This is a genomic window from Asanoa hainanensis, from assembly GCF_900188485.1.
Taxonomy (GTDB): domain Bacteria; phylum Actinomycetota; class Actinomycetes; order Mycobacteriales; family Micromonosporaceae; genus Asanoa; species Asanoa hainanensis.
The window spans coordinates 249,856-269,303 of sequence record NZ_FZPH01000001.1 but is presented as its reverse complement, the minus strand read 5'-3'; the positions used below and the strand labels follow the sequence as shown (position 1 = coordinate 269,303).

The following is a 19,448-nucleotide window of genomic DNA, read 5'->3' as shown; positions in this document are numbered from 1 at the left end:
GCGTGGGGTGAGGTAGGGACTGACCAGATGACCGACCAGCTGATCTCGGGCGCGGAGCACGACCCGCACGCCTACCTGGGCGCGCACCCGCACGCCGGGAGCACCACCATCCGGACGCTGCGCCGGGGTGCCGACACGGTCGCGATCGTCGTCGGCGACGAACGCCACCCCGCGACGCGCGTACACCCGGAAGGGATCTTCGAAGCGGTCGTGCCCGGCGAGGTCCTCGACTACCGGGTCGACGCCGACGGGCGGGTCTTCGACGATCCCTACCGCTACGGGCCGACGATCGGCGAGCTCGACCTGCACCTGATCAACGAGGGCCGGCACGAGAAGCTCTGGGAGGCGCTCGGCGCGCACGCCCGCGACGGCGGCGTCGCGTTCACGGTCTGGGCACCGAGCGCGCAGGGCGTACGCGTGATCGGCGAGTTCGCCGGTTGGGGCCCGCACGACGGCTACCCGATGCGCTCGATGGGCAGCAGCGGCGTCTGGGAGATCTTCGTGCCGGACGCCGCGGTCGGCCACCACTACAAGTACCGCATCCTCGGCCGCGACGGCGTCTGGCGCGAGAAGGCCGACCCGATGGCCCGCCGCACCGAGGTCCCGCCGCGCACCGCGTCGGTCGTCGACGAGTCGTCGTACGACTGGAAGGACGCCGAGTGGATGACCCGCCGGGCGTCGGCCAAGCCGCACCAGGAGGCGATGAGCGTCTACGAGGTGCACCTCGGCTCGTGGCGGCCCGGGCTCGGCTACCGGGAGCTCGCCGACCAGCTCACCGAGTACGTGGTCGAGATGGGCTTCACCCACGTCGAGTTTCTGCCCGTCATGGAGCACCCGTTCGGTGGGTCGTGGGGATATCAGGTCACCGGGTACTTCGCGCCTACCGCGCGGTTCGGCTCGCCCGACGACTTCCGTTATCTCGTCGACCGGCTGCACCAGTCGGGGATCGGGGTGCTGCTCGACTGGGTGCCGGCGCACTTCCCGCGCGACGAGTGGGCGCTCGCTCGTTTTGATGGCACGCCTTTGTACGAGCACGGCGACTGGCGGCGGGGGGAGCACCCCGACTGGGGTACGTACATCTTCGACTACGGGCGGCGCGAGGTGCGCAACTTCCTTGTCGCCAACGCGCTCTACTGGTGTGCCGAGTTCCACGTCGACGGGCTGCGGGTCGACGCGGTGGCGTCGATGCTCTACCTCGACTACTCGCGCGAGGACGGGCAGTGGGAGCCCAACCAGTACGGCGGGCGCGAGAACCTCGACGCGATCGGCTTCCTGCAGGAGACGAACGCGACCGTCTACAAGCACCACCCGGGCGTGGTGATGATCGCGGAGGAGTCGACGGCCTATCCCGGCGTCACCTGGCCGACGTCGGGCGGTGGGCTCGGCTTCGGGTTCAAGTGGAACATGGGGTGGATGCACGACACGCTGCTGTACGCGTCGAAGGAGCCGATCCACCGCCAGTACCACCACAACCAGGTGACGTTCTCGATGGTGTACGCGTGGTCCGAGAACTACGTGCTGCCCATCTCGCACGACGAGGTCGTACACGGGAAGCGGTCCTTGCTGTCCAAGATGCCTGGTGATCTGTGGCAGCGGCTGGCGAATGTGCGTGCTCTGCTCGCGTTCATGTGGGCGCATCCGGGGAAGCAGTTGCTCTTCATGGGGTGTGAGCTCGGGGACGACGAGGAGTGGAACGAGGAGCGGGGGCTGAACTGGGGGCTGGCTGGTGATCCGCAGCGGTCGGGGTTGCAGCGGTTGGTCCGGGACATCAATCGCATTTATCGGTCATCGCCGGAATTGTGGTCGCAGGACACGACGCCGGCCGGGTTCCGGTGGATCGTGTCCGACGACGCGGCCAACAACACGCTCGCGTTCATCCGGCTGGCGCCGGACGGGTCGCCGCTGGTGTGTGTCGTGAACTTCGCGGCCGTGCCGCACGAGGACTATCGCGTCGGGTTGCCGCGGGCCGGGTCGTGGACCGAGGTGCTCAACACGGACGCGGCCGACTACGGGGGTTCCGGGGTGGGGAACCTGGGTGCGGTGACGACGGAGGACGTGCACTGGCACGGGATGCCGGCGTCGGCGCGGCTGCGGGTGCCGCCGCTGGGTGCGCTGTGGCTGCGGCCGGCCTGATCTCGTTTTTGGTGAAGCCCCTTGTCACCGCTTCCCCGCGGTGACAAGGGGCGGCTGTTCGTCTACCAGTTGAAGCCCGCGGCGTAGCTCACCTGGGCGAGGGCCGTCTGGCCGGCGGCGTTGGGGTGGAAGTAGTCCCAGCCGGAGACCTGGCTGAAGGCGAACGGGTAGTTGAAGACGGCGTTGTCGTCGAAGTCGCAGTTCGGGCCGTAGGCGGCGCAGGCCTGGGCGAGCTGCGTGTTGAAGTCGACGACGCGCTGGCGTACCCGATCGCGTCGTTGGGTGTCGGCTGCTGCCGTTGACGTGGGGTTGGCCAGCATCGACTTGCAGATGCCGAACAGCGACCACGCCGTGCGGGCGGTGCCGCTCGTCCGGCCGACCTCCCAGAGGCGCTTGATGTCGGGGATGCTGATCACGGCGATGCGGGCGTTGGGCAGGCCGCTCTTGAGGGTGGCGAGGGCGGTGTCGATGTGCCCCCTGAACGTGCTGACGGCCGTCATCGAGCTCTCGGAGCTGGTGCAGGCGTCGTTGGCGCCGATGAGGATCGTGACGTACTGGGGGTTGCGGCCGACGGTCGCGGTGGCCTGGCCGGGCATGTCGTCGGCCTTGGCGCCGGACGCGGCCTGGTTGTAGTTCTTCCCGTTGATCGCGCTGTTCCTCGCGCGGATCCGCAGGTAGTGGCTGTTGATCCCCGACTCGCTCCCGGTGCTGAACGACCGTGAGGTGCAGTCGAAGTAGAAGCCACAGGCGTTGAAGCCCCGGGTGATCGAGTCACCCATGCTGGCCATGGAGCTCGGTGGGGGTCCGGGGTCGGCCTGGGCGGGGCCGCCCGCTACGAGGGTGCCAACGCCGAGCGCGGCGGCGGCGAGGACGGTGACGAGCCGGCGACGGGGGGATGTGGAAGTACTCACGCGACCTCCCAAAGGTGCACGAGTTACCGCCGAGTAACGGCAAGTGAACGCACGTTAACTCGGAGTGAGATCGATATCAATGGCTGCGTAGGAGGTTTCGCCCCAGTCGCGATGTCCAGCCTTCCTGGCCATTGGGTCGCGACGTCCGTGCCACGCCGAAGAATCCCCGCAGGTCAGCGTTGTTCGGGGTGGGTTCTGCGGGCAGGTCGTTGGCGGCCGGACCCGTCAACAGCCGTGGCGCACGCGCCGGATCGGGGCCGTGACGGCGGCTTCGGATGTGCTGGTGGCCGAGATCCGCACGGCGTTGGGCGGCGACTCTTGGATCAAGGCGGTGGCGTCCCCGGATCCGGTCGGTCGTGGCCGAATCCCGGCGGCGAGGCCGCGGCCGGCGGGCGCCGCCGCTTGGAGAGAGGACCCGGTTGATCGGCAGCCCTAGTCCGGTGGGTCGAAGGCCTCCAGCTCGGCCACGCCGGTGCCGATCCGGCCGAGGAGCTCGAGTGGGGACTCGCCCTCGTATTTCGCCACCCGCTCCGCGAGCCGGCCGGCCAGCGCGCCCAGCCCGACGATGACGTCGCTGGCGTCGACCGTGGCGGACCGCACGGGGTCGGAGTTGATGACGCCGATCGCGAACTCCGCCATGCTCTTGACCAGGTCGGACCGGCCGTCGGCGGCGGCGGTGATCGCCTCGGTCGGGGTGAGCTGTTCGCGGTCGCCGACGATGCGCGCGAGCGTCCCGACCAGATCGACCATCCCACCGGCAACGTCGACCGCGTCGTCGGGAGTCATGTTCAGCAGAACAGCGAGCGCCTCGCGATCCTTACGAAGCCCAGCAGCGACGGCAGCAACCGCAAGACCCATGGCGTCGGCGGGCGTCATTGACCGACCATACGCGGCGAAGGTCAACAGGGGGTGCTCGGGCGTTTGTTAGACGTCGCGATGAGGGTGGTCGAGGGTTGCCGCTCAGCCTGCGGCCACGCTGGTCGCCACCGAAGAGCGGAGTTCGATCAGTTTCGCCAAGGTCGCCGTCAGGACGATCCGCACCGTCGGCTCGTGGGGCGTTGGTTCGGGTCGTGCCTCGGTCGGTGTTACGGCGATCCGCGCCGTCCCGTTCGTTGGGCTTCCGCACCTCGGGTCTTCCACCGCGTCTGGCCTTACTCGGGTTCGCGGTGGTCCGGGCCGTTCCTCCCGCGAGGGACCGCTTCGCTGCCGGGTCCGCGCTGGCCCTGCCTTAGACAGCAAACCCGGGCCGTCCGGGCCGTCCGGGCCGTCCGGGCCGTCCGGGCCGTCCGGGCCGTCCGGGCCGTCCGGGCCGCCCGGACCGCCCGACCCGGCCACGTCGGGTGTCGCCGGACTGGGCGACGTCGGGTGTCGCCGGACCGGGCGACGTCGGGTGCTGCCGGACTGGGCGACGTCGGGTGTCGCCGGACCGGGCGAGGTCGAGTGCAGCCGGACTGGGCGACGTCGGGTGTCGCCGGACCGGGCGACGTCGAGTGTCGCCGGACTGGGCGACGTCGGGTGTCGCCGGACCGGGCGACGTCGGGTGTCGCCGGACCGGGCGACGTCGGGTGCCGCCCAACCCGGCCACGCCAGGTGGCCGCCCGGGCCGGCACGTGCGGGGCGTGGAGGGCGCGGGCAGTTTCTCCGCACTTAACGCGGCCCGGACCTACGCCCCCGCCGCGGAGGAACACGGCGTCGTGTGCGGTGTCCGTGGGTTGGTTAGGCGTGGGTTGGGTGGCGGTCCAGCCACGCGACGACGGAGTCGCCCGGCATGGCTGGCGCGTAGAGATAGCCCTGGGCCAGGTCGCAGCCGGCCTCGGTGAGGAGGCGGGCCGTGTAGCGGTTCTCGACGCCTTCGGCGACGACCCGCAGGCCGAGCGCGCGGGCCAGGTCGACGGTCGACCGCACGATGACCGCGTCGTCGGCGTTGTGTGCGATGCCCCCGACGAACGACCGGTCGATCTTGATCTCGCGTAGCGGCAGGCGCCGGAGGTGTTGCAGGGACGAGTAGCCCGTACCGAAGTCGTCCAGGGAGATGGCGACCCCTGCGGCGGCGAGCTTGTCGATGGTGTCCCGCAGTTGGGCCAGGTCCGCGGTCAGCGCGCTCTCGGTGATCTCCACCTGGATCAGCTCCGGCGGCACCTTGTGCTCCGCGAGCCGCTGCGTGAGCTGGGTGATGATCTCGTCGCCGTGCAGGTCGCGGATGCTGACGTTGAGGGACGTACGCAACGAGACGCCGGCGGCCAGCCAGCGGGCCTGCTGCGCGACGACCTCGTCGATCACCCGCTGCGTGATCATGCGCATGACCGGGGTGTGCTCGGCGATCCGGAGCAGGTCGGCGGGCGGGATCGCGCCCTGGCTCGGATGCTTCCAGCGCAGCAGCGCCTCGAAGCCCACGACGTTGCCGGTGGCCAGGTCGATCTGCGGCTGGTAGTGCAGGGCGACCGCGTCCTCGCCGCTGTCGAGTGCCCGCCGGAAATCGGTGAGCAGGGCGAGGCGCTCGGGGGAGTTGTGGTCGTCCTCGGCCCGGTAGGCCTGGATGGGCCACCCGCGCTGCTTGGCCAGGTACATGGCGACGTCGGCGTGCCGCATCACGGTCGCGAAGTCGGTGCCGTCGCGGGGCGAGAGCGCGATGCCGATCGAGCCGGTGATGTCGACCTGGAGGCCGTCGAGCACGACCGGCGTCGCCATGGCCTCGGTGACCGCCTCGGCGAGGCGGCGGGCCTCGGTCTCGGTGCTCACCGGTGCGACGACGGCGAACTCGTCACCGCCGAGCCGGGCCGCGACGGCGCCCGGCGGCAGGGCGGCCCGCAGCCGGCTGCCGACCGCGATCAGCAGGCGGTCGCCGACCTCGTGGCCGAGCGCGTCGTTGACGTACTTGAAGCGGTTGAGGTCCAGCAGCAGCATCGCGAGCGGCGGCTCCTGCGCCGGGTCGCGGCCGTCCCGCCGGAGCCGGCCGAACGCGGCCCGCAGCCCGGTGCGGTTCGCCAGGTCGGTCAGCGGGTCGCGGCGGGCGGTCAGGTCGCGCTCTGCGGACAGCCGGGCCATCCGTTCGAAGGCGTAGAGCGGCACGAACACGAGCGGCACGAAGGCGGCGCTCACGTGCGCGGCGACGGCCAGCAGCGGGCTCAGCAGCAACAACGCGGCGATGGACAACAGCTCGTACGCCGGTGCCGGGCGGAGCATCTGCACGCCGGTGCGGCCCCGGGAGGCGAGCCCCGCGGCGGTCCGCAGCAGTTGGTAGGCGATCAGCCAGACCGCGGCGGCGGCGATGACGGAGACGGCGTCGCGCACCGCGTCGACGGTGCCGATCGAGTTGAACGGGTCCGGGCGTCCCACGACGAGGACCCCGAACGCGGCGGCCGTCGCGACCGCGAACTGCCCGGCCATGACCGCAGCCCGACCGGCCGGATAGCGCATCCGCCAGGCGACCACGCCCGCGGCCGCTGCTTGCACGAGGATCGCGGGTCCCAGCCCCCAACAGAGCAGGATGGCGAAGGTGAAGCACAGCGAGGGGCAGATCATCACCGGCTTGCCGTGGCGGCCGAGGGCGATGAACGCCCGTGCGTCGGCCAACAGCGCCAACCCGGCCATCAACCAGAACTCGGGATGGCCGAACCCGTCGCTGAGTTCGCCGACGGTCGCGGACAGGGCGAGCCCGAGCAGGCCGAGCAGCACGACACCGACGGCGTAGGCGGCCAGGGCGCGGGGCCAGCGGCGCGCGAACCCCTGTGCGGCTGCGCCGACACGTGGGGTCAGGAGTGCCGGGGGTGCCTCGACCCTGAACATCCCGTAAACCGTAGCTGGTCATTTTGTCATAAGTCACCCCGAGCATGGACTTTTATCGGTTAATCAGGATCACAGCAGAATATCGAAAGGTATTGACGGGGCTGGTCTCAGCGACTCAGTATGGGAGCGCTTCCATTTACGTTGCTCCATCTACGTTGCTCCACGGATGGGCGTCCGTGGCGGGTTCGTGTCCTCCGGGCGGGCACGGCGCGAACGGGACCCGACGGTCGTCCGTGGCGCGCTGTCGCCCATACCTCTCGTGAGGAGGAACCATCCCCATGATCATTTCTGCCCGGGGCGCCCGCCCGGCGCGGACGGCCGTGCTCGCCGCCGTCGCGGCGCTCGCGGTCCCGCTGGTCGTCGCGCCGATCGCGGCCGCGCCGCCCGCCGCGGCCGACGCGCCGCTGCGCGTGCACGCCGCCGCGCGCGGCAAGTTCATCGGCTACGCGGCGAGCACCAGCCCGCTCGCCAACGAGGCCGCGTACCGGTCCGTCGCCGCGTCGGAGTTCAACCAGGTCACCGCCGAGAACGCGATGAAGTGGGACTCGACCGAACCGTCCGACGGTAACTACACGTTCGCCGGCGCCGACCAGGTGATGGCGTTCGCGACCGCCAACAACCAGCAGGTACACGGGCACACGCTGGTCTGGCACAGCCAGACGCCCGGCTGGGTGCAGGGCCTGTCGGCCAGCGCGATGCGAACCGCGATGCAGGACCACATCGCGACCGTGGTCGGCCGCTACGCCAACAACGCCGCCCTCGTCTCGTGGGACGTCGTCAACGAGGTGTTCGACGACAACGGCAACATGCGCACCAGCTTCTGGTACAACACCCTCGGCTCGTCGTACATCGCCGACGCGTTCCGCTACGCCCGCGCCGCCGACAGCAACGCGCGGTTGTGCATCAACGACTACAACGTCGAGGGCATCAACGCGAAGAGCACGGCCATGTACAACCTGGTGCGCCAACTACGCGCCGACGGCGTGCCGGTGGACTGTGTGGGATTCCAGGGTCACCTCGCCATCCAGTACGGGTTCCCGTCGCAGTTCCGCGAGAACTTGGACCGGTTCGCCGCGCTCGGTGTGCAGGTCCGGATCACCGAGCTCGACGTGCGTATGCAGCTGCCTCGGGACAGCACCAAGGACGCCACCCAGGCCACGTACTACCGCAACGTGGTGCAGGGCTGCCTGGCCGTGACCGCGTGCGCGGGCGTCACGATCTGGGGCTTCACCGACAAGTACTCGTGGGTGCCGGACACCTTCTCCGGTCAGGGCGCGGCCCTGCCCTGGGACGCGAACTACTCGACGAAGCCGGCCTACACCGCGATCCACGACGCGCTCGACGACGGCACCAGCCCGAATCCGGACACCACGCCACCGACGACGCCCGGGACACCGGTCGCCTCGGGGGTGACCTCGTCCGGTCTCTCGTTGTCATGGACTGCCTCCTCGGATGCGGTCGGTGTCACGGGCTATGACGTGCTGCGGGCTCCGGGCGCGAGCGGCGGCTCGTTCGCCGTCGTCGGGACGCCGTCGTCCGCGTCCTTCGTGGACAGTGGTCTGGCCGCCTCGACCACGTACCGCTATCAGGTGCGCGCCCGGGACGCGGCCGGCAACGTGTCGTCGCTGTCGTCGGTCGCCTCGGTGACGACAACGGCCGGCGGTGGCGGGCCGGGGCCGTCGTCGTCGTGCCGGGTCGCGTACACGATCAGCCCCTGGGGTGGGTCCCCCGGCTTCACGGCGGGTGTCGTGCTGACGAATACGGGTACCTCCTCGCTCTCGGGTTGGACACTGGCGTTCACGCTGCCCAGCGGTCAGGCGATCACGCCTCCGGGCTGGTCGGCGACGTGGTCGCAGTCGGGCCAGGCGGTGACCGCGACCCCGCTGTCGTGGAACTCGACGCTCGCGCCGGGCGGCTCCACGACGATCGGCTTCAACGGCACACACACCGGCGGAACCAGCGAGCCCACCACCTTCACGGTCGGTGGCTCGTCCTGCACGGTGGTCTGACGCGACTCTCGCGTGGTGGGCGGTCCGCTCAGGTGGCGGACCGCCCACCACACCCCACCTCCTTTCCTCACGGGCCGGCTCGCCCAACTCGACACGGCATTCGCGGGCGGCATGTCGCACGTGTCGTCGGAGGTATTGGGCGAGCGGCGCCTGTCTCAACCTGGTCAGCACGGCTTGCTGACGGCAGAGGGCGCGATCTTGTCCATGGCTGCGGGCTTGACGACGCACGGGTTGAGCGGGGTTTGTCCTGGGCGACCTCCATGAAGGTGTAGCGGTCGTGGCTGGGCTCGCGGGGCCAGAAGGCTGGTCCAGCGGAATGCGTGGTCGACAGGAACGTCTGCGGAGCCCGATCCGGGCGACGCACCGTTGAGCCGGTCCGAGTCACGCGAGCAAAATCGGCGTTGTGACTGCGTTGGGGCGTGCCTTCATCGGTTGGTGCGATGGAATGCTTCGTTGAGACGAAGTCCGTTGAGCGCGATCCGGAGGACACACCGTTGGGTCGGTCCGGGTCGCGCGATGTCGTTGCGAGCAACCTCAAAGCCGTGGCCTGATTGGGGCGTGACTCTCAAGGCTGGTCCAGAGGAATCGTCCCGGGTGACGGGGACGTCTGCAGAACGCCACCAGTCGGAATGTTGGCTCGCGAACCCCGCTGCTGCCCGTTGTTGTTGCGATTGCGCCGCCGGATCGAACGTACCGATGGCGCTCGGGTCTCGGTAGCGGTGTTTTTCGAGCCGGGCAACGGTTTCCCGGCAAACTGCGGGTTGCTATATCGATTCGTGATGTCGCGTCGGCGTTGGGGGCGGGATCTGTCGGTGCGAGTGTCGGTGGGTCGCGCGATGATGTGCCCGTGACTGAACCGAGCGGCGTGATCTTCCCGCCCACCGCCAGCGGCACCGGCCTGACCTCGTCGTTGGGGCGGGCGGTGGTCGGTGACGCGCTGCGCGGCGTCGACCCGATCGGCGCGGCGGCGGCGCAGCGCGAGACCGACTGGCGACGTGGCTACCTGGTGCATTTCCGCAGGCTGGTCGAGGCGGGTCTCGGCAGCGGAGACGCCGCGAGGCAGATCGCCGCCGGTGGGCTCGCGTCGGTTCACGAGCGCATGCGGTTCCGCACGGCCGAGGGCGCGGTGGAGCCGTTGGCGGCGGCGTTCGCGGGGCCGGTCGAGCCGCTGTCGACCGCGACGGTCGGCGGGCAGGGTCGGGTCGACAAGGAGCTGACGCTGCCCTACCGGGGGGAGCGGCTGCGCGGCGACGGCATCAAACGCCGGCTCGACGCGTGGCTGGCGGCGGGCGTCATCGAGCCGTCGTGCGCCGAGGCGGTCCGCGCGGTGCAGGCCAACCCCGACTGGCTCGACCTCGGCGGCACGACGGTCGTCGCGCTCGGTGCCGGCGCTGAGATGGGCCCGGTGCCGTCGCTGCTGCGGTGGGGCAACCCGGTGGTCGCCGTCGATCTGGCGCGGCCCGCGCTGTGGTCGCGGCTGGTCGACACCGCGGGTCGTTATGCGGGTCGCCTGCACGTCCCGGCGGTCAAAGGTGACGGCGAGCTCGCCGAGCGGGCCGGCGCCGACCTGCTGCACGGCATCGGGTCGGTCGCGGGTTGGCTCGACAGCTTCGACGGCCGGTTGGTGCTGGGCAACTACGTCTACGCCGACGGTGCGATCAACGTGCGGCTGAGCGCCGCGGTCGACGCGCTGACCGGCCACCTGCGCCAGGCACGCCCAGACACGGCGCTGGCGTTCCTGGCCACGCCTACCGACGTGTTCGCCGTGCCGGGCGAGGCGGTGGCACACAGCGAACGCGCGTACGGGTCACCGGCCGGCGTCGCCCGACTACGCCGGCCGCTGCGGCTGGTGTCGGGCGGTCGGATGCTGCGGCGCAACTACGCGCCGGGCGACGACCCGGGCATCTGCGACTCGTTGGTGGCGCAGCAGGGCCCGAACTACGCGCTGGCGAAACGCATCCACCGCTGGCGGGCGACGGTGGCCCGCTCCGAGGGCGTGACGGTCAGCATGAACGTCGCCCCGCCGACCCGCACCCGGTCGGTGGTCAAGAACCGCGCGCTGGCGGCGGCCTACGCGGGCGCCCACCGCTTCGGCGTCGAGGTCTTCGAGCCGGCGACGAGCAACACGCTGATGGCGGCGCTGCTGGTCCACGACCTACGCAACCCGCCACGCCCGGCGGCGGAGGTCTGGCACGAGGAGGCGGAGTACGCGGCACACGGCGGGCTGTGGCGCTGCGCCTACGCGCCGCGGAGCGCGCTGGGCATCGCCGCGCTGCTCGGGTGGGGAGCCGCCCGTGGCTGACCTGGTTCGTGAGTAGCGGCTTGTCCGGCATGGACGTCCCGAAGCTGCTCGAGTCCGCTTCGCTGTTGGTTCCCGAGGAGCTCGCGACCGCGAACGACCCCACGGTGGCGGATGTCTGGGACTACCTTGTCCACGACGAGTGGGAAGTGGCTGTCGACCTGCTGCAGGAACTCGGCGACGTCGACTCTCTTCCGCTGTCGTTCTGGGAAGCGCTGGCGGGTGCGGCCGAACAGCTGCTGCTCCCGAGGAGTGCTGCTTGGTGTCAATGGCGTGCCTACGAGACCCGGCATGGCATCGTGCGTGCCGAGCTCACGCTCCGACCGGCGGACCAGGCACGGCGGAGAACGCCGATGAGCGGGGCCGGCGTGTCGCGACCCCCGTGGGACGTGGGAAATGTCGACCCGTCCGGCGAACCGATTCTCGACATCGCACGGATCTGGGTGGAGTTTAAGCCCTCCCTGGAGCCTGGCGGACGAGCGCCCGTGCGACTCGCGCCGCTGCGGCCCGAGCGATGGCGGCGCGTTCGGCCTGGCCAGGTGATCAACATGTACGACGGTGCCACCGTGGGCGGGACGGCTGTGGTACTGGAGGTACGGGCTCCCTGATTCCGGTGCGTTGCCCAGGCTCGGCTCCAGGTGGTCGCGAGCGGCGCGCTCAACGATGCGACTGCGGGTCCGTCGCGTCAGCGCCGGGCCGGCTGGCGGGTCGGAAGGGCCGAGCACCTCGGCGGGGCGATGGGCAGCACCAGCTCGCGGGCATCCAGCCCACGGGTCCCGCACGCGGTGGGAGCACCAGCCCATGGGCAACCAGCCCCACGGGCCCACGCGATGGGAGTGCCAGCCCACGGGCCCGCACGCGATGGGAGTGCCAGCCCACGGGCCCGCACGCGATGGGAGTGCCAGCCCACGGGCCCGCACGCGATGGGAGTGCCAGCCCACGGGCAATCAGCCCCACGGGCCCCCGCTCGCGATGGGAGTACCAGCCCCGCGGGCTAGTGCGGCGTCGAGCCGCAGCCGGTCAGGCCGGCATCCGCCGCCGAGCGCGGCCCTGTTCCCCGTTCGTCGACGACAGGGACAGGAATCGTCCTAGGATGCCCTAGTGGGTGTGCTCTGGCTGGGTCGTGGGACGGCGGTTCTTGATCTTCCGGTCGGTGGCATCGACACTGGCGGCGTGCAAGCGATCGAGACCGCGTTGATCGTTCCGGTGCCCGAGGCCGAGGACGTCGTAGGTGCGCACCGCGCCCGGTACGACCAGGCCGCGCGGTGGGGAGTGCCGGCGCACGTGACCGCGCTCTATCCGTTCGTGCCGCCCGAGGCGGTGACCGACGAACTGCTGGAGGCCGTCCGGGAGATCGTGGCCGGTACCTCGCGGTTCGAGGTCGAGTTCGCGCAGGTCCGGTGGTTCGGTGAGCAGGTCGCGTGGCTCGCGCCTACGCCCGACCAGCCGTTCCGGGCGCTGACCGACGCGCTGTGGGCGCGGTTTCCCGACTTCCCGCCCTACCGGGGTGAGTTCACCGAGGTCGTACCTCATCTGACGATCGGCCACGACGTGCCGGTCGCCGACCTGACCGCCGCGGCCGAGGCGGTCGCGGCCCGCCTGCCGCTGCGGGCGGAGCCGCGCGAGGTGCTGCTGATGGTTGGTGCGCCGGAACCGGACGCCTGGCGTACGGTCGCACGGTTCGCGCTAGGTGACGCATAGCCGAGCGGGCCGGGACTGGACGCCTGGCGCACCGTGGCACGGTTCGCGTAGGTGACGCGTAGCCAGCCGGGCCGGGAGTGTATGCCTGGCGCACGGTTCGCGTTGGGTCACGCGTAGCCGGCGGGCCGGAACCGGACGCCTGGCGCACGGTCGCGCGGTTCGCGCTGGGTGACGCGTAACCGGCCAGGCCCGAACCGGACGCCTGGCGCACCGTGGCACGGTGCGCGCTGAGTCGCGCATCAGGGCGTAGAAATCACGTCAAGATCGGCCCGGGTGACCCCGGCGACGCGCGAGTATTGAACGCGATGGCTCGTGGACAGTTGCGGATCTATCTCGGCGCCGCTCCCGGTGTCGGGAAGACCTTTGCCATGCTCGAAGAAGCCCAGCGGCGGGCCGGGCGGGGGACCGACCTGGTGATCGGGTTTCTCGAGACGCACGGGCGGCCGCACACCGCCGAGATGCTCGACGATCTCGAGGTCACGCCGCGGCGGGAGATGAGCTACCGCGGCGCGCGGTTCACCGAGATGGACGTCGACGCCATTCTGCGCCGCAACCCGCAGGTCGCCGTCGTCGACGAGCTCGCCCACACCAACGTCCCGGGCTCCCGCAACGAGAAGCGTTGGCAGGACATCCAGGAGCTGCTGGACGCCGGGATCACCGTGCTATCCACCGTCAACATCCAGCACCTGGAGTCGCTCAACGACGTCGTCGAGCAGATCACCGGGGTGGTGCAGCGAGAGACGGTTCCAGACAGCGTCGTACGCGGGGCCGACCAGGTCGAGCTCGTCGACATGACGCCCGAAGCGCTGCGGCGGCGGATGGTGCACGGGAACGTGTACCCGGCCGAGAAGATCGACGCGGCCCTGGGCAACTACTTCCGGGTCGGCAACCTGACCGCGCTGCGGGAGCTCGCGCTGCTCTGGCTCGCGGACAAGGTCGACGAGCAGCTCGACCGATACCGCGAGGAACACGGCATCGGCACCACCTGGGAGGCGCGCGAGCGCGTCGTCGTCGCGGTGACCGGTGGGCGCGAGGGTGACACGCTGATCCGCCGCGCCGCGCGGATCGCCGCCCGGAGCAAGGGTGCCGACCTGCTGGCCGTGCACGTGTCGCGCAGCGACGGCCTGGTCGACGCGGACCCCGCCCTGCTGGGACGGCAGCGGCTGCTGGTGGAGAGCCTCGGTGGCACGTACCACCAGGTGGTCGGCGTCGACGTCTCCCGCGCGTTGCTGGACTTCGCCCGTGGGGTCAACGCCACCCAGCTCGTGCTCGGCGCCAGCCGGCGCGGGCGTGTGCAGCAGATCTTCTCCGCCGGGGTCGGGGTGACGACGACCGCGCAGTCCGGGCCGATCGACGTGCACCTGGTGACCCACGAGGAGATCGGCCTCGGCCGGCGGCGGTTCCGGCGCGGTGGTGCGGCCCTGTCGCGGAGCCGGCGGATCGCCGGGTTTCTCGTCGCGCTGATCGGGTTGCCGGCGCTGACCGCGATCCTGGTGCCGTTCATCGACAACTTGTCACTGGCGAGTGACATGATGCTGTTCCTGCTGGCGGTTGTCGTGGTGGCGTTGGTGGGTGGCCGCTGGCCGGCGATCGCGGCGGCCGTGGCCGGCTTCCTGCTGCTCAACTACTTCTTCACGCCGCCGTTGCGGAAGTTCACGGTCAACGAGACGGAGAACCTGCTGGCGTTGGCGGTCTTCGTCGTCGTCGCGATAGCCGTCAGCGCCGTGGTCGACACCGCCGCCACGCGTACCCGGGAGGCGGCGGGAGCCAGTGCCGACGCACAGACCCTGGCAACCGTGGCAGGCAGCGTACTGCGTGGCGCCCGGCCGCTGGAGGCGTTGCTGCGCCAGCTCCGCGAGATGTTCGGGCTCGACTCGGTAACGTTGCTGGAGCGCGCGCCCGGCGCGGTCGACGTGCCGGAGCGCCGGCGGGACCCGACCGCCTGGCGGGTGGCCGCCACCGATGGGGCAGGACCGAGCCACACCCCGGCCGAGGGTACGAGCGACGTGCCCATCGGTGACGACCTCGCGCTCGTCTTGCGGGGCAGCACCCTGGAGGCCAGCGACCGGCGGGTCATCGAGGCGTTCGCCGCCCAGGCCGCCGTCGCGCTGCGCCAGGAGCGGCTGGCCGAGCAGGCGGCCGAGGCGCTGCCGCTGGCCGAGGCCGACCGGATGCGCACCGCGTTGCTGGCGGCGGTCAGCCACGACCTGCGTACGCCGCTGGCGTCCGCGAAGGCCGCCGTGACCAGCCTGCGCAGCGACGAGGTGGAGTTCTCCCCGGACGACCGCGACGAGCTGCTGGCCACCGCGGACGAGTCGCTCGACAAGCTGAGCCGGCTGGTGGCGAACCTGCTGGACATGAGCCGCCTGCAGGCCGGCGCGCTGGGCGTGGTGACCGCGTCGCTGGGCCTCGAGGAGGCGGTACCGCACGCGTTGGACGAGCTCGGCGCCCCGGCGCGGCCGGTGGTCCTGCGGATGCCGGACGATCTGCCCCTGGTGCACGCGGACCCGGGGCTGCTGGAGCGGATCCTGGTGAACGTGATCGGGAACGCGATCCGCTACAGCCCCTCCGACCGGCCGCCGACGGTCACGGCCAGCGAGCACGCGGGGCAGGTCGAGCTGCGGGTGATCGACCGCGGGCCCGGCATCCCCGACGAGGCCAGGGACCGGGTGTTCCAGCCCTTCCAGCGGCTGGGTGACCGCACCAACCACGAAGGCGTCGGTCTCGGTCTGGCGCTGTCGCGGGGCCTCGCGGAGGCGATGGGCGGCTCGCTGGTGCCGGAGACGACGCCCGGCGGTGGGCTGACGATGGTGTTGGCCCTCCCGTCGGCGGAGGCCGACGTCGAGCCGACCGAGACCCGCGCGACCGAGCTCGCCGACCAGGCGATCCGCGAGCGGCTGCGGCGCTGGCCCCGGGACGCGCAGCTGTCGGCGCGGCTCGGCGAGGCGGCCACGCCGGACCTCGCGGTGGGTGAGCCCGCCCGGCCGGACCGCGGGCTGGTGCCCGAGCCGGTGCATCCGTCGCGGTTGGCCGAGCGGGATGCCGCCGGAAACGGGGGCGGTCATGGAACCCGAGGCGGCGGTACGGACTCTGCCGGCGACGGCGACCGTCACGCGGCAAGTGACGGCAGCGCTGGTTCGCGGGCCGGCGATGGAAGTCCTGACGGCGGTACGGCGGCCGCAGGCGCGGACGGCGATTCGGGCGCTGAGCGTCGCTCGTGGCTGGGTCGCGCTGTCCGCCGTGCGGCCGCCGCAGGCGGAGGCGGAGCCGAGCGCAGCAGCGGCCGAGGTGGGGAAGCGGAAACCCAGGGGAACCTCGGCGGTGAAGCTGACGCTGACGGCGACGCGGTTGCTGGGCGCCTGGTCCATGTCGACAGGGCAGTAGGCGACGGCGGTGGTGATGCTGGCGTTCACGGTGACGCGGGTGCCGCGAGCGGCGCCGTTGACGCGAGCGCGGGAACCCCCGGAGACCGCGACGGCGACGCGGGCCGGGCACGCTTTGACGAGGGGGCAGGGACCGTGCGGGACCACGACGGTGCTGAGGCCGGCGGAGAGAAGGACCCGGTGGACAGCCACGTGAGTGGGCGTGACCGGCCGCGCCGGAACCGCGGTATGCGTCACGGTGAAGGCGCCGCCCGAACGAGCGACGATAGAACGAGCAAAGAGCCCGGAACGGGCGCCGACGAAGGTGGTAGGGGACAGGTGCGGGCGAACGAGCCGGACGGTGACGACACGCCGCCGTCGCGGGGTGGTGGGCGGTGACCAGGATTCTGGTTGTCGATGACGAGCCGCAGATTCTGCGGGCGATGCGGATCAACCTGCGGGCCCGCGGCTACGACGTGGATGTCGCGGCCGACGGCGGCACCGCGTTGAAGTCGGCGGCCGCGCGGCCGCCGGACCTGGTGGTGCTCGACCTGGGCCTGCCGGACATCGAGGGTACGGAGGTCATCCGCGGCCTGCGGGGCTGGACCACCGTCCCGATCATCGTGCTGTCGGGGCGCGCCGACAGTGCCGACAAGGTGGCGGCGCTCGACGCGGGTGCGGACGACTACGTGACCAAGCCCTTCGGCGTCGACGAGTTGCTGGCCCGCATCCGGGCGGTCACCCGGCGGATGGGCGCGACCTCGGACGCCACCCCGGTCGTCAAGGTGGGCGGCTTCAACGTGGACCTGTCGGCCCACACGGTCGAGCCACCGGACGGCGCCACCGAGGTGCGCCTGACGCCGACCGAGTGGCACCTGTTGGAGATCCTGCTGCGCAACCCGGGCAAGCTGGTCAGCCAGCGGCAACTGCTGCAGGACGTGTGGGGCCCGCAGTACCAGACGGAGACCAACTATCTCCGCCAGTACATGGCTCAACTACGCCGCAAGCTGGAGGCCGACCCGGGTCACCCGCGGCACCTGCTCACGGAACCGGGGATGGGTTACCGCTTTCAGCCGTGAGGGCCTTGACCAGCATCGTGATCGTTTCCGGGTGCCACCGGCGCACGCCGTCGTCGCCCGTCGCGTGGTAGCCCGTGTCGATCTGACCGTGCGGCCATTCCGCGTACCCGAGCCGCTCGTAAAGGCGCCGCGCGCCGGGATTGTCGATGCCGACGCCCAGCACGACACGCGCATACCCCCGAGAGCGGACCAGGTCCTCCGCCGCACCGACGAGAGCCGTGCCGTAGCCGCGACCCCGCAGCACCGACACGACCTCGAGGTGGACCAGCATCGGCACACCGGGCAGGTACCGGTTGACCTCGGCCTCCGGCGCCCGGGAGAAGGACACCCACACGTCACCGACCGGCTGGCCGTCCAAGACGCCGACCAGGAGCACACCATCCGCCGGCGGACGGGCCAGGGTCTCGGTGAAGAACGCCCGCTGGCCGAGGAGCGCGACGAGGCCGTCCACATCCGAGACAGCGGCGGGGCGGACGGTGAACACTCAGTACTCGTCGTGCAGGCGCCACCAGCTGTACGGCTCCGTCTGCGGCCAGCCGAGCGGCGAGTCCTCCCAGGTCTCCTGCCGCCCGTACGCGGTCAGGTCCAGGATGTTGAAGTCGAACCTGAGCCGGTCGACGCCGCGCCCGCTGGTCACGTAGGTCTGGAACACGTCGACGCCGTCGCTGACGAACGCGGCCAGCGCGAAACCGCCACCGGCGCCGATGTCGGTGCTGAAGGTGGTGCCGCGTGACGAGTACACCGGCACCGTCCACTCCATCCGGCCCCGCACGGAAAGCAACTGCCGCAACGGCATGTTCGAGACCACCGCGTACGAGACGCCGCGCGCGTGCAGGTGTTCGAGGCGGCCGACGTTGTCGGTGAAGCTGGCGCAGCCGGAGCAGACGTCGTCGGTCCCGTTGTCCATGAACTGGTAGACGACCAGCTGTGAGCGGCCTTCGAACAGGTCCCGCAGGTCGACCTCGCCGCCCGGGCCTGAGAACGCGTACGAAGGCATCCGCACCATCGGCAGCCGCCGCCGTTGGGCCGCGAGGGCGTCCAGTGCCCGGGTAGCCTCTTTCTCCTTGACCAGCAGGGCATCGCGGGCGGTCTGCCACTGCTCGCGGGACACGATCTCGGGTTGGGCCACCCGACAACCCTATCCCCGCGACGGGAGGCGGCCGTGGAGTTCACGCCGGGCCTGGCGGTCAGTCGCCGGCTGTACGACGAGGTGGTCGCGCCCGCCCTGAAAAGCGTCCCGCACGCGGCCGGCCGCGTCGACAGCGGCTCCGACGTGCTCGGCTTCGACACCGAACGGTCCATGGACCACGACTGGGGGCCGCGCCTCCAGGTCTTCGTGGCGGACCGCGAGTCAGCAGCGGAAGCACACAAGCGAATCGTGCTCCCCGAGACCTTCCACGGCATACCCACGAGCGACCACGGCGAGCGGATCGGCGTCACCGTCGACGCGCTCGACGACTACCTCGCCGCGAGCCTGGCCATGAAGGACCCCGCGAACCCCACGACCGACGACTGGCTCGCGGCCCCGACGCAGCGCCTGGCCGAGTTCACCGGCGGCGCCGTCTTCCGCGACGACCTCGGCGGCCTCACGGCAGCCCGCGACGCCCTCCGCTGGTACCCGGACGACGTCTGGCGCTACGTCGTGGCCGCCCAGTGGACGAGGATCGACCAGGAGGAGCCGTTCGTCGGCCGCTGCGGCGAGCTCGGCGACGACCTGGGCAGCCGGATCGTCGCCGCCCGCCTGGCCCGCGACCTGATGCGGCTGTTCCTGCTGCTGGAGCGCCGCTACCCGCCGTACAGCAAATGGCTCGGCACCGCGTTCGACAAGCTCCCCACGGCACCGCGTGCGGCCCTCCAAGCAGCCCTTGGTGCCGACGACTGGCACCAACGCGAGCGCCACCTCCTCGAAGCCGCGACCAGGGCGGGGGAGCGCACCAACGAGATCTTCGGCACCGCCGAGGACCCCACCCCGAGGCCGTTCCACGACCGGCCGATCATGGTCCTGGGCGCGGCGAGGTTCGCCGACGCGCTCACGCCGTGGCAACCCAGGACCGGTGCCGTCGACCAGTGGGTGGACAGCACGGACGTGCTGTCACATGTCGGACGCGCCCGGGCCGCGGCGCGCGGGCTGAACGGTGCGGGGCTCGGCCCGAACGACCGTTAAGCTT

Annotated in this window: 12 protein-coding genes and 1 pseudogene; 8 read left to right on the top strand and 5 right to left on the bottom strand. The window is 71.2% G+C overall.

Features of this window, described 5'->3' with window-relative positions; genetic code table 11:
* Window positions 1–27: 27 nt before the first annotated feature.
* Window positions 28–2,133 carry a 1,4-alpha-glucan branching protein GlgB gene (gene glgB, locus CHC05_RS01295; protein WP_089243741.1) on the top strand — a complete coding sequence of 702 codons (2,106 nt, stop codon included), beginning with the start codon at window positions 28–30 and terminating at the stop codon, window positions 2,131–2,133.
* Between the two features lie 62 nt (window positions 2,134–2,195).
* Here glgB and CHC05_RS01290 read toward each other — a convergent pair whose 3' ends face one another.
* The 3 genes from CHC05_RS01290 to CHC05_RS01280 all read right to left on the bottom strand — a co-directional run bounded on the left by CHC05_RS01290 (window position 2,196) and on the right by CHC05_RS01280 (window position 6,830).
* The gene (locus tag CHC05_RS01290; RefSeq protein WP_245870603.1) at window positions 2,196–3,044 is read right to left on the bottom strand and encodes an SGNH/GDSL hydrolase family protein; all 849 of its coding nucleotides are present in this window, start codon (window positions 3,042–3,044) and stop codon (window positions 2,196–2,198) included.
* A 432-nt stretch (window positions 3,045–3,476) separates the two neighbouring features.
* On the bottom strand, window positions 3,477–3,920 hold the full coding sequence (locus CHC05_RS01285; protein ID WP_144022439.1) for a hypothetical protein: 444 nt from the start codon (window positions 3,918–3,920) through the stop codon (window positions 3,477–3,479).
* Between the two features lie 840 nt (window positions 3,921–4,760).
* Window positions 4,761–6,830, bottom strand: coding sequence for a putative bifunctional diguanylate cyclase/phosphodiesterase (locus tag CHC05_RS01280; protein WP_218824378.1), 2,070 nt, complete (start codon window positions 6,828–6,830; stop codon window positions 4,761–4,763).
* A gap of 278 nt (window positions 6,831–7,108) precedes the next feature.
* Between CHC05_RS01280 and CHC05_RS01275 the strand changes: the two genes are divergently transcribed.
* From CHC05_RS01275 to CHC05_RS01250, 6 genes and pseudogenes are all read left to right on the top strand, one after another.
* Entirely contained in the window at window positions 7,109–8,839 is a 1,731-nt protein-coding gene (locus tag CHC05_RS01275; RefSeq protein ID WP_089243735.1) for a glycoside hydrolase family 10 protein, read from the top strand.
* An 847-nt stretch (window positions 8,840–9,686) separates the two neighbouring features.
* Window positions 9,687–11,141 carry a hypothetical protein gene (locus CHC05_RS01270; RefSeq protein ID WP_089243733.1) on the top strand — a complete coding sequence of 485 codons (1,455 nt, stop codon included), beginning with the start codon at window positions 9,687–9,689 and terminating at the stop codon, window positions 11,139–11,141.
* A gap of 29 nt (window positions 11,142–11,170) precedes the next feature.
* The gene (locus tag CHC05_RS01265; RefSeq protein ID WP_089244656.1) at window positions 11,171–11,746 is read left to right on the top strand and encodes a hypothetical protein; all 576 of its coding nucleotides are present in this window, start codon (window positions 11,171–11,173) and stop codon (window positions 11,744–11,746) included.
* 565 nt (window positions 11,747–12,311) lie between these two features.
* Window positions 12,312–12,839 (top strand): 2'-5' RNA ligase family protein, encoded by a 528-nt coding sequence (locus tag CHC05_RS01260; RefSeq protein ID WP_089244654.1) that lies wholly within the window; start codon window positions 12,312–12,314, stop codon window positions 12,837–12,839.
* Window positions 12,840–13,144: 305 nt separating this feature from the next.
* Window positions 13,145–15,673: pseudogene (locus tag CHC05_RS01255) on the top strand (sensor histidine kinase); the annotation flags it as partial.
* 923 nt (window positions 15,674–16,596) lie between these two features.
* Entirely contained in the window at window positions 16,597–17,280 is a 684-nt protein-coding gene (locus tag CHC05_RS01250; protein WP_089243731.1) for a response regulator, read from the top strand.
* Here CHC05_RS01250 and CHC05_RS01245 read toward each other — a convergent pair.
* Window positions 17,243–17,764 carry a GNAT family N-acetyltransferase gene (locus tag CHC05_RS01245; protein ID WP_089243729.1) on the bottom strand — a complete coding sequence of 174 codons (522 nt, stop codon included), beginning with the start codon at window positions 17,762–17,764 and terminating at the stop codon, window positions 17,243–17,245. The two genes, CHC05_RS01250 and CHC05_RS01245, sit on opposite strands and share 38 nt — an antisense overlap.
* The gene (locus tag CHC05_RS01240) at window positions 17,765–18,409 is read right to left on the bottom strand and encodes a DUF899 domain-containing protein (RefSeq protein WP_089243725.1); all 645 of its coding nucleotides are present in this window, start codon (window positions 18,407–18,409) and stop codon (window positions 17,765–17,767) included. It abuts the gene before it with no gap.
* A 33-nt stretch (window positions 18,410–18,442) separates the two neighbouring features.
* Between CHC05_RS01240 and CHC05_RS01235 the strand changes: the two genes are divergently transcribed.
* Window positions 18,443–19,444, top strand: a complete 1,002-nt coding sequence (locus CHC05_RS01235; protein ID WP_089243723.1) for a DUF4037 domain-containing protein — start codon at window positions 18,443–18,445, stop codon at window positions 19,442–19,444.
* The last annotated feature ends 4 nt before the right edge of the window (window positions 19,445–19,448 follow it).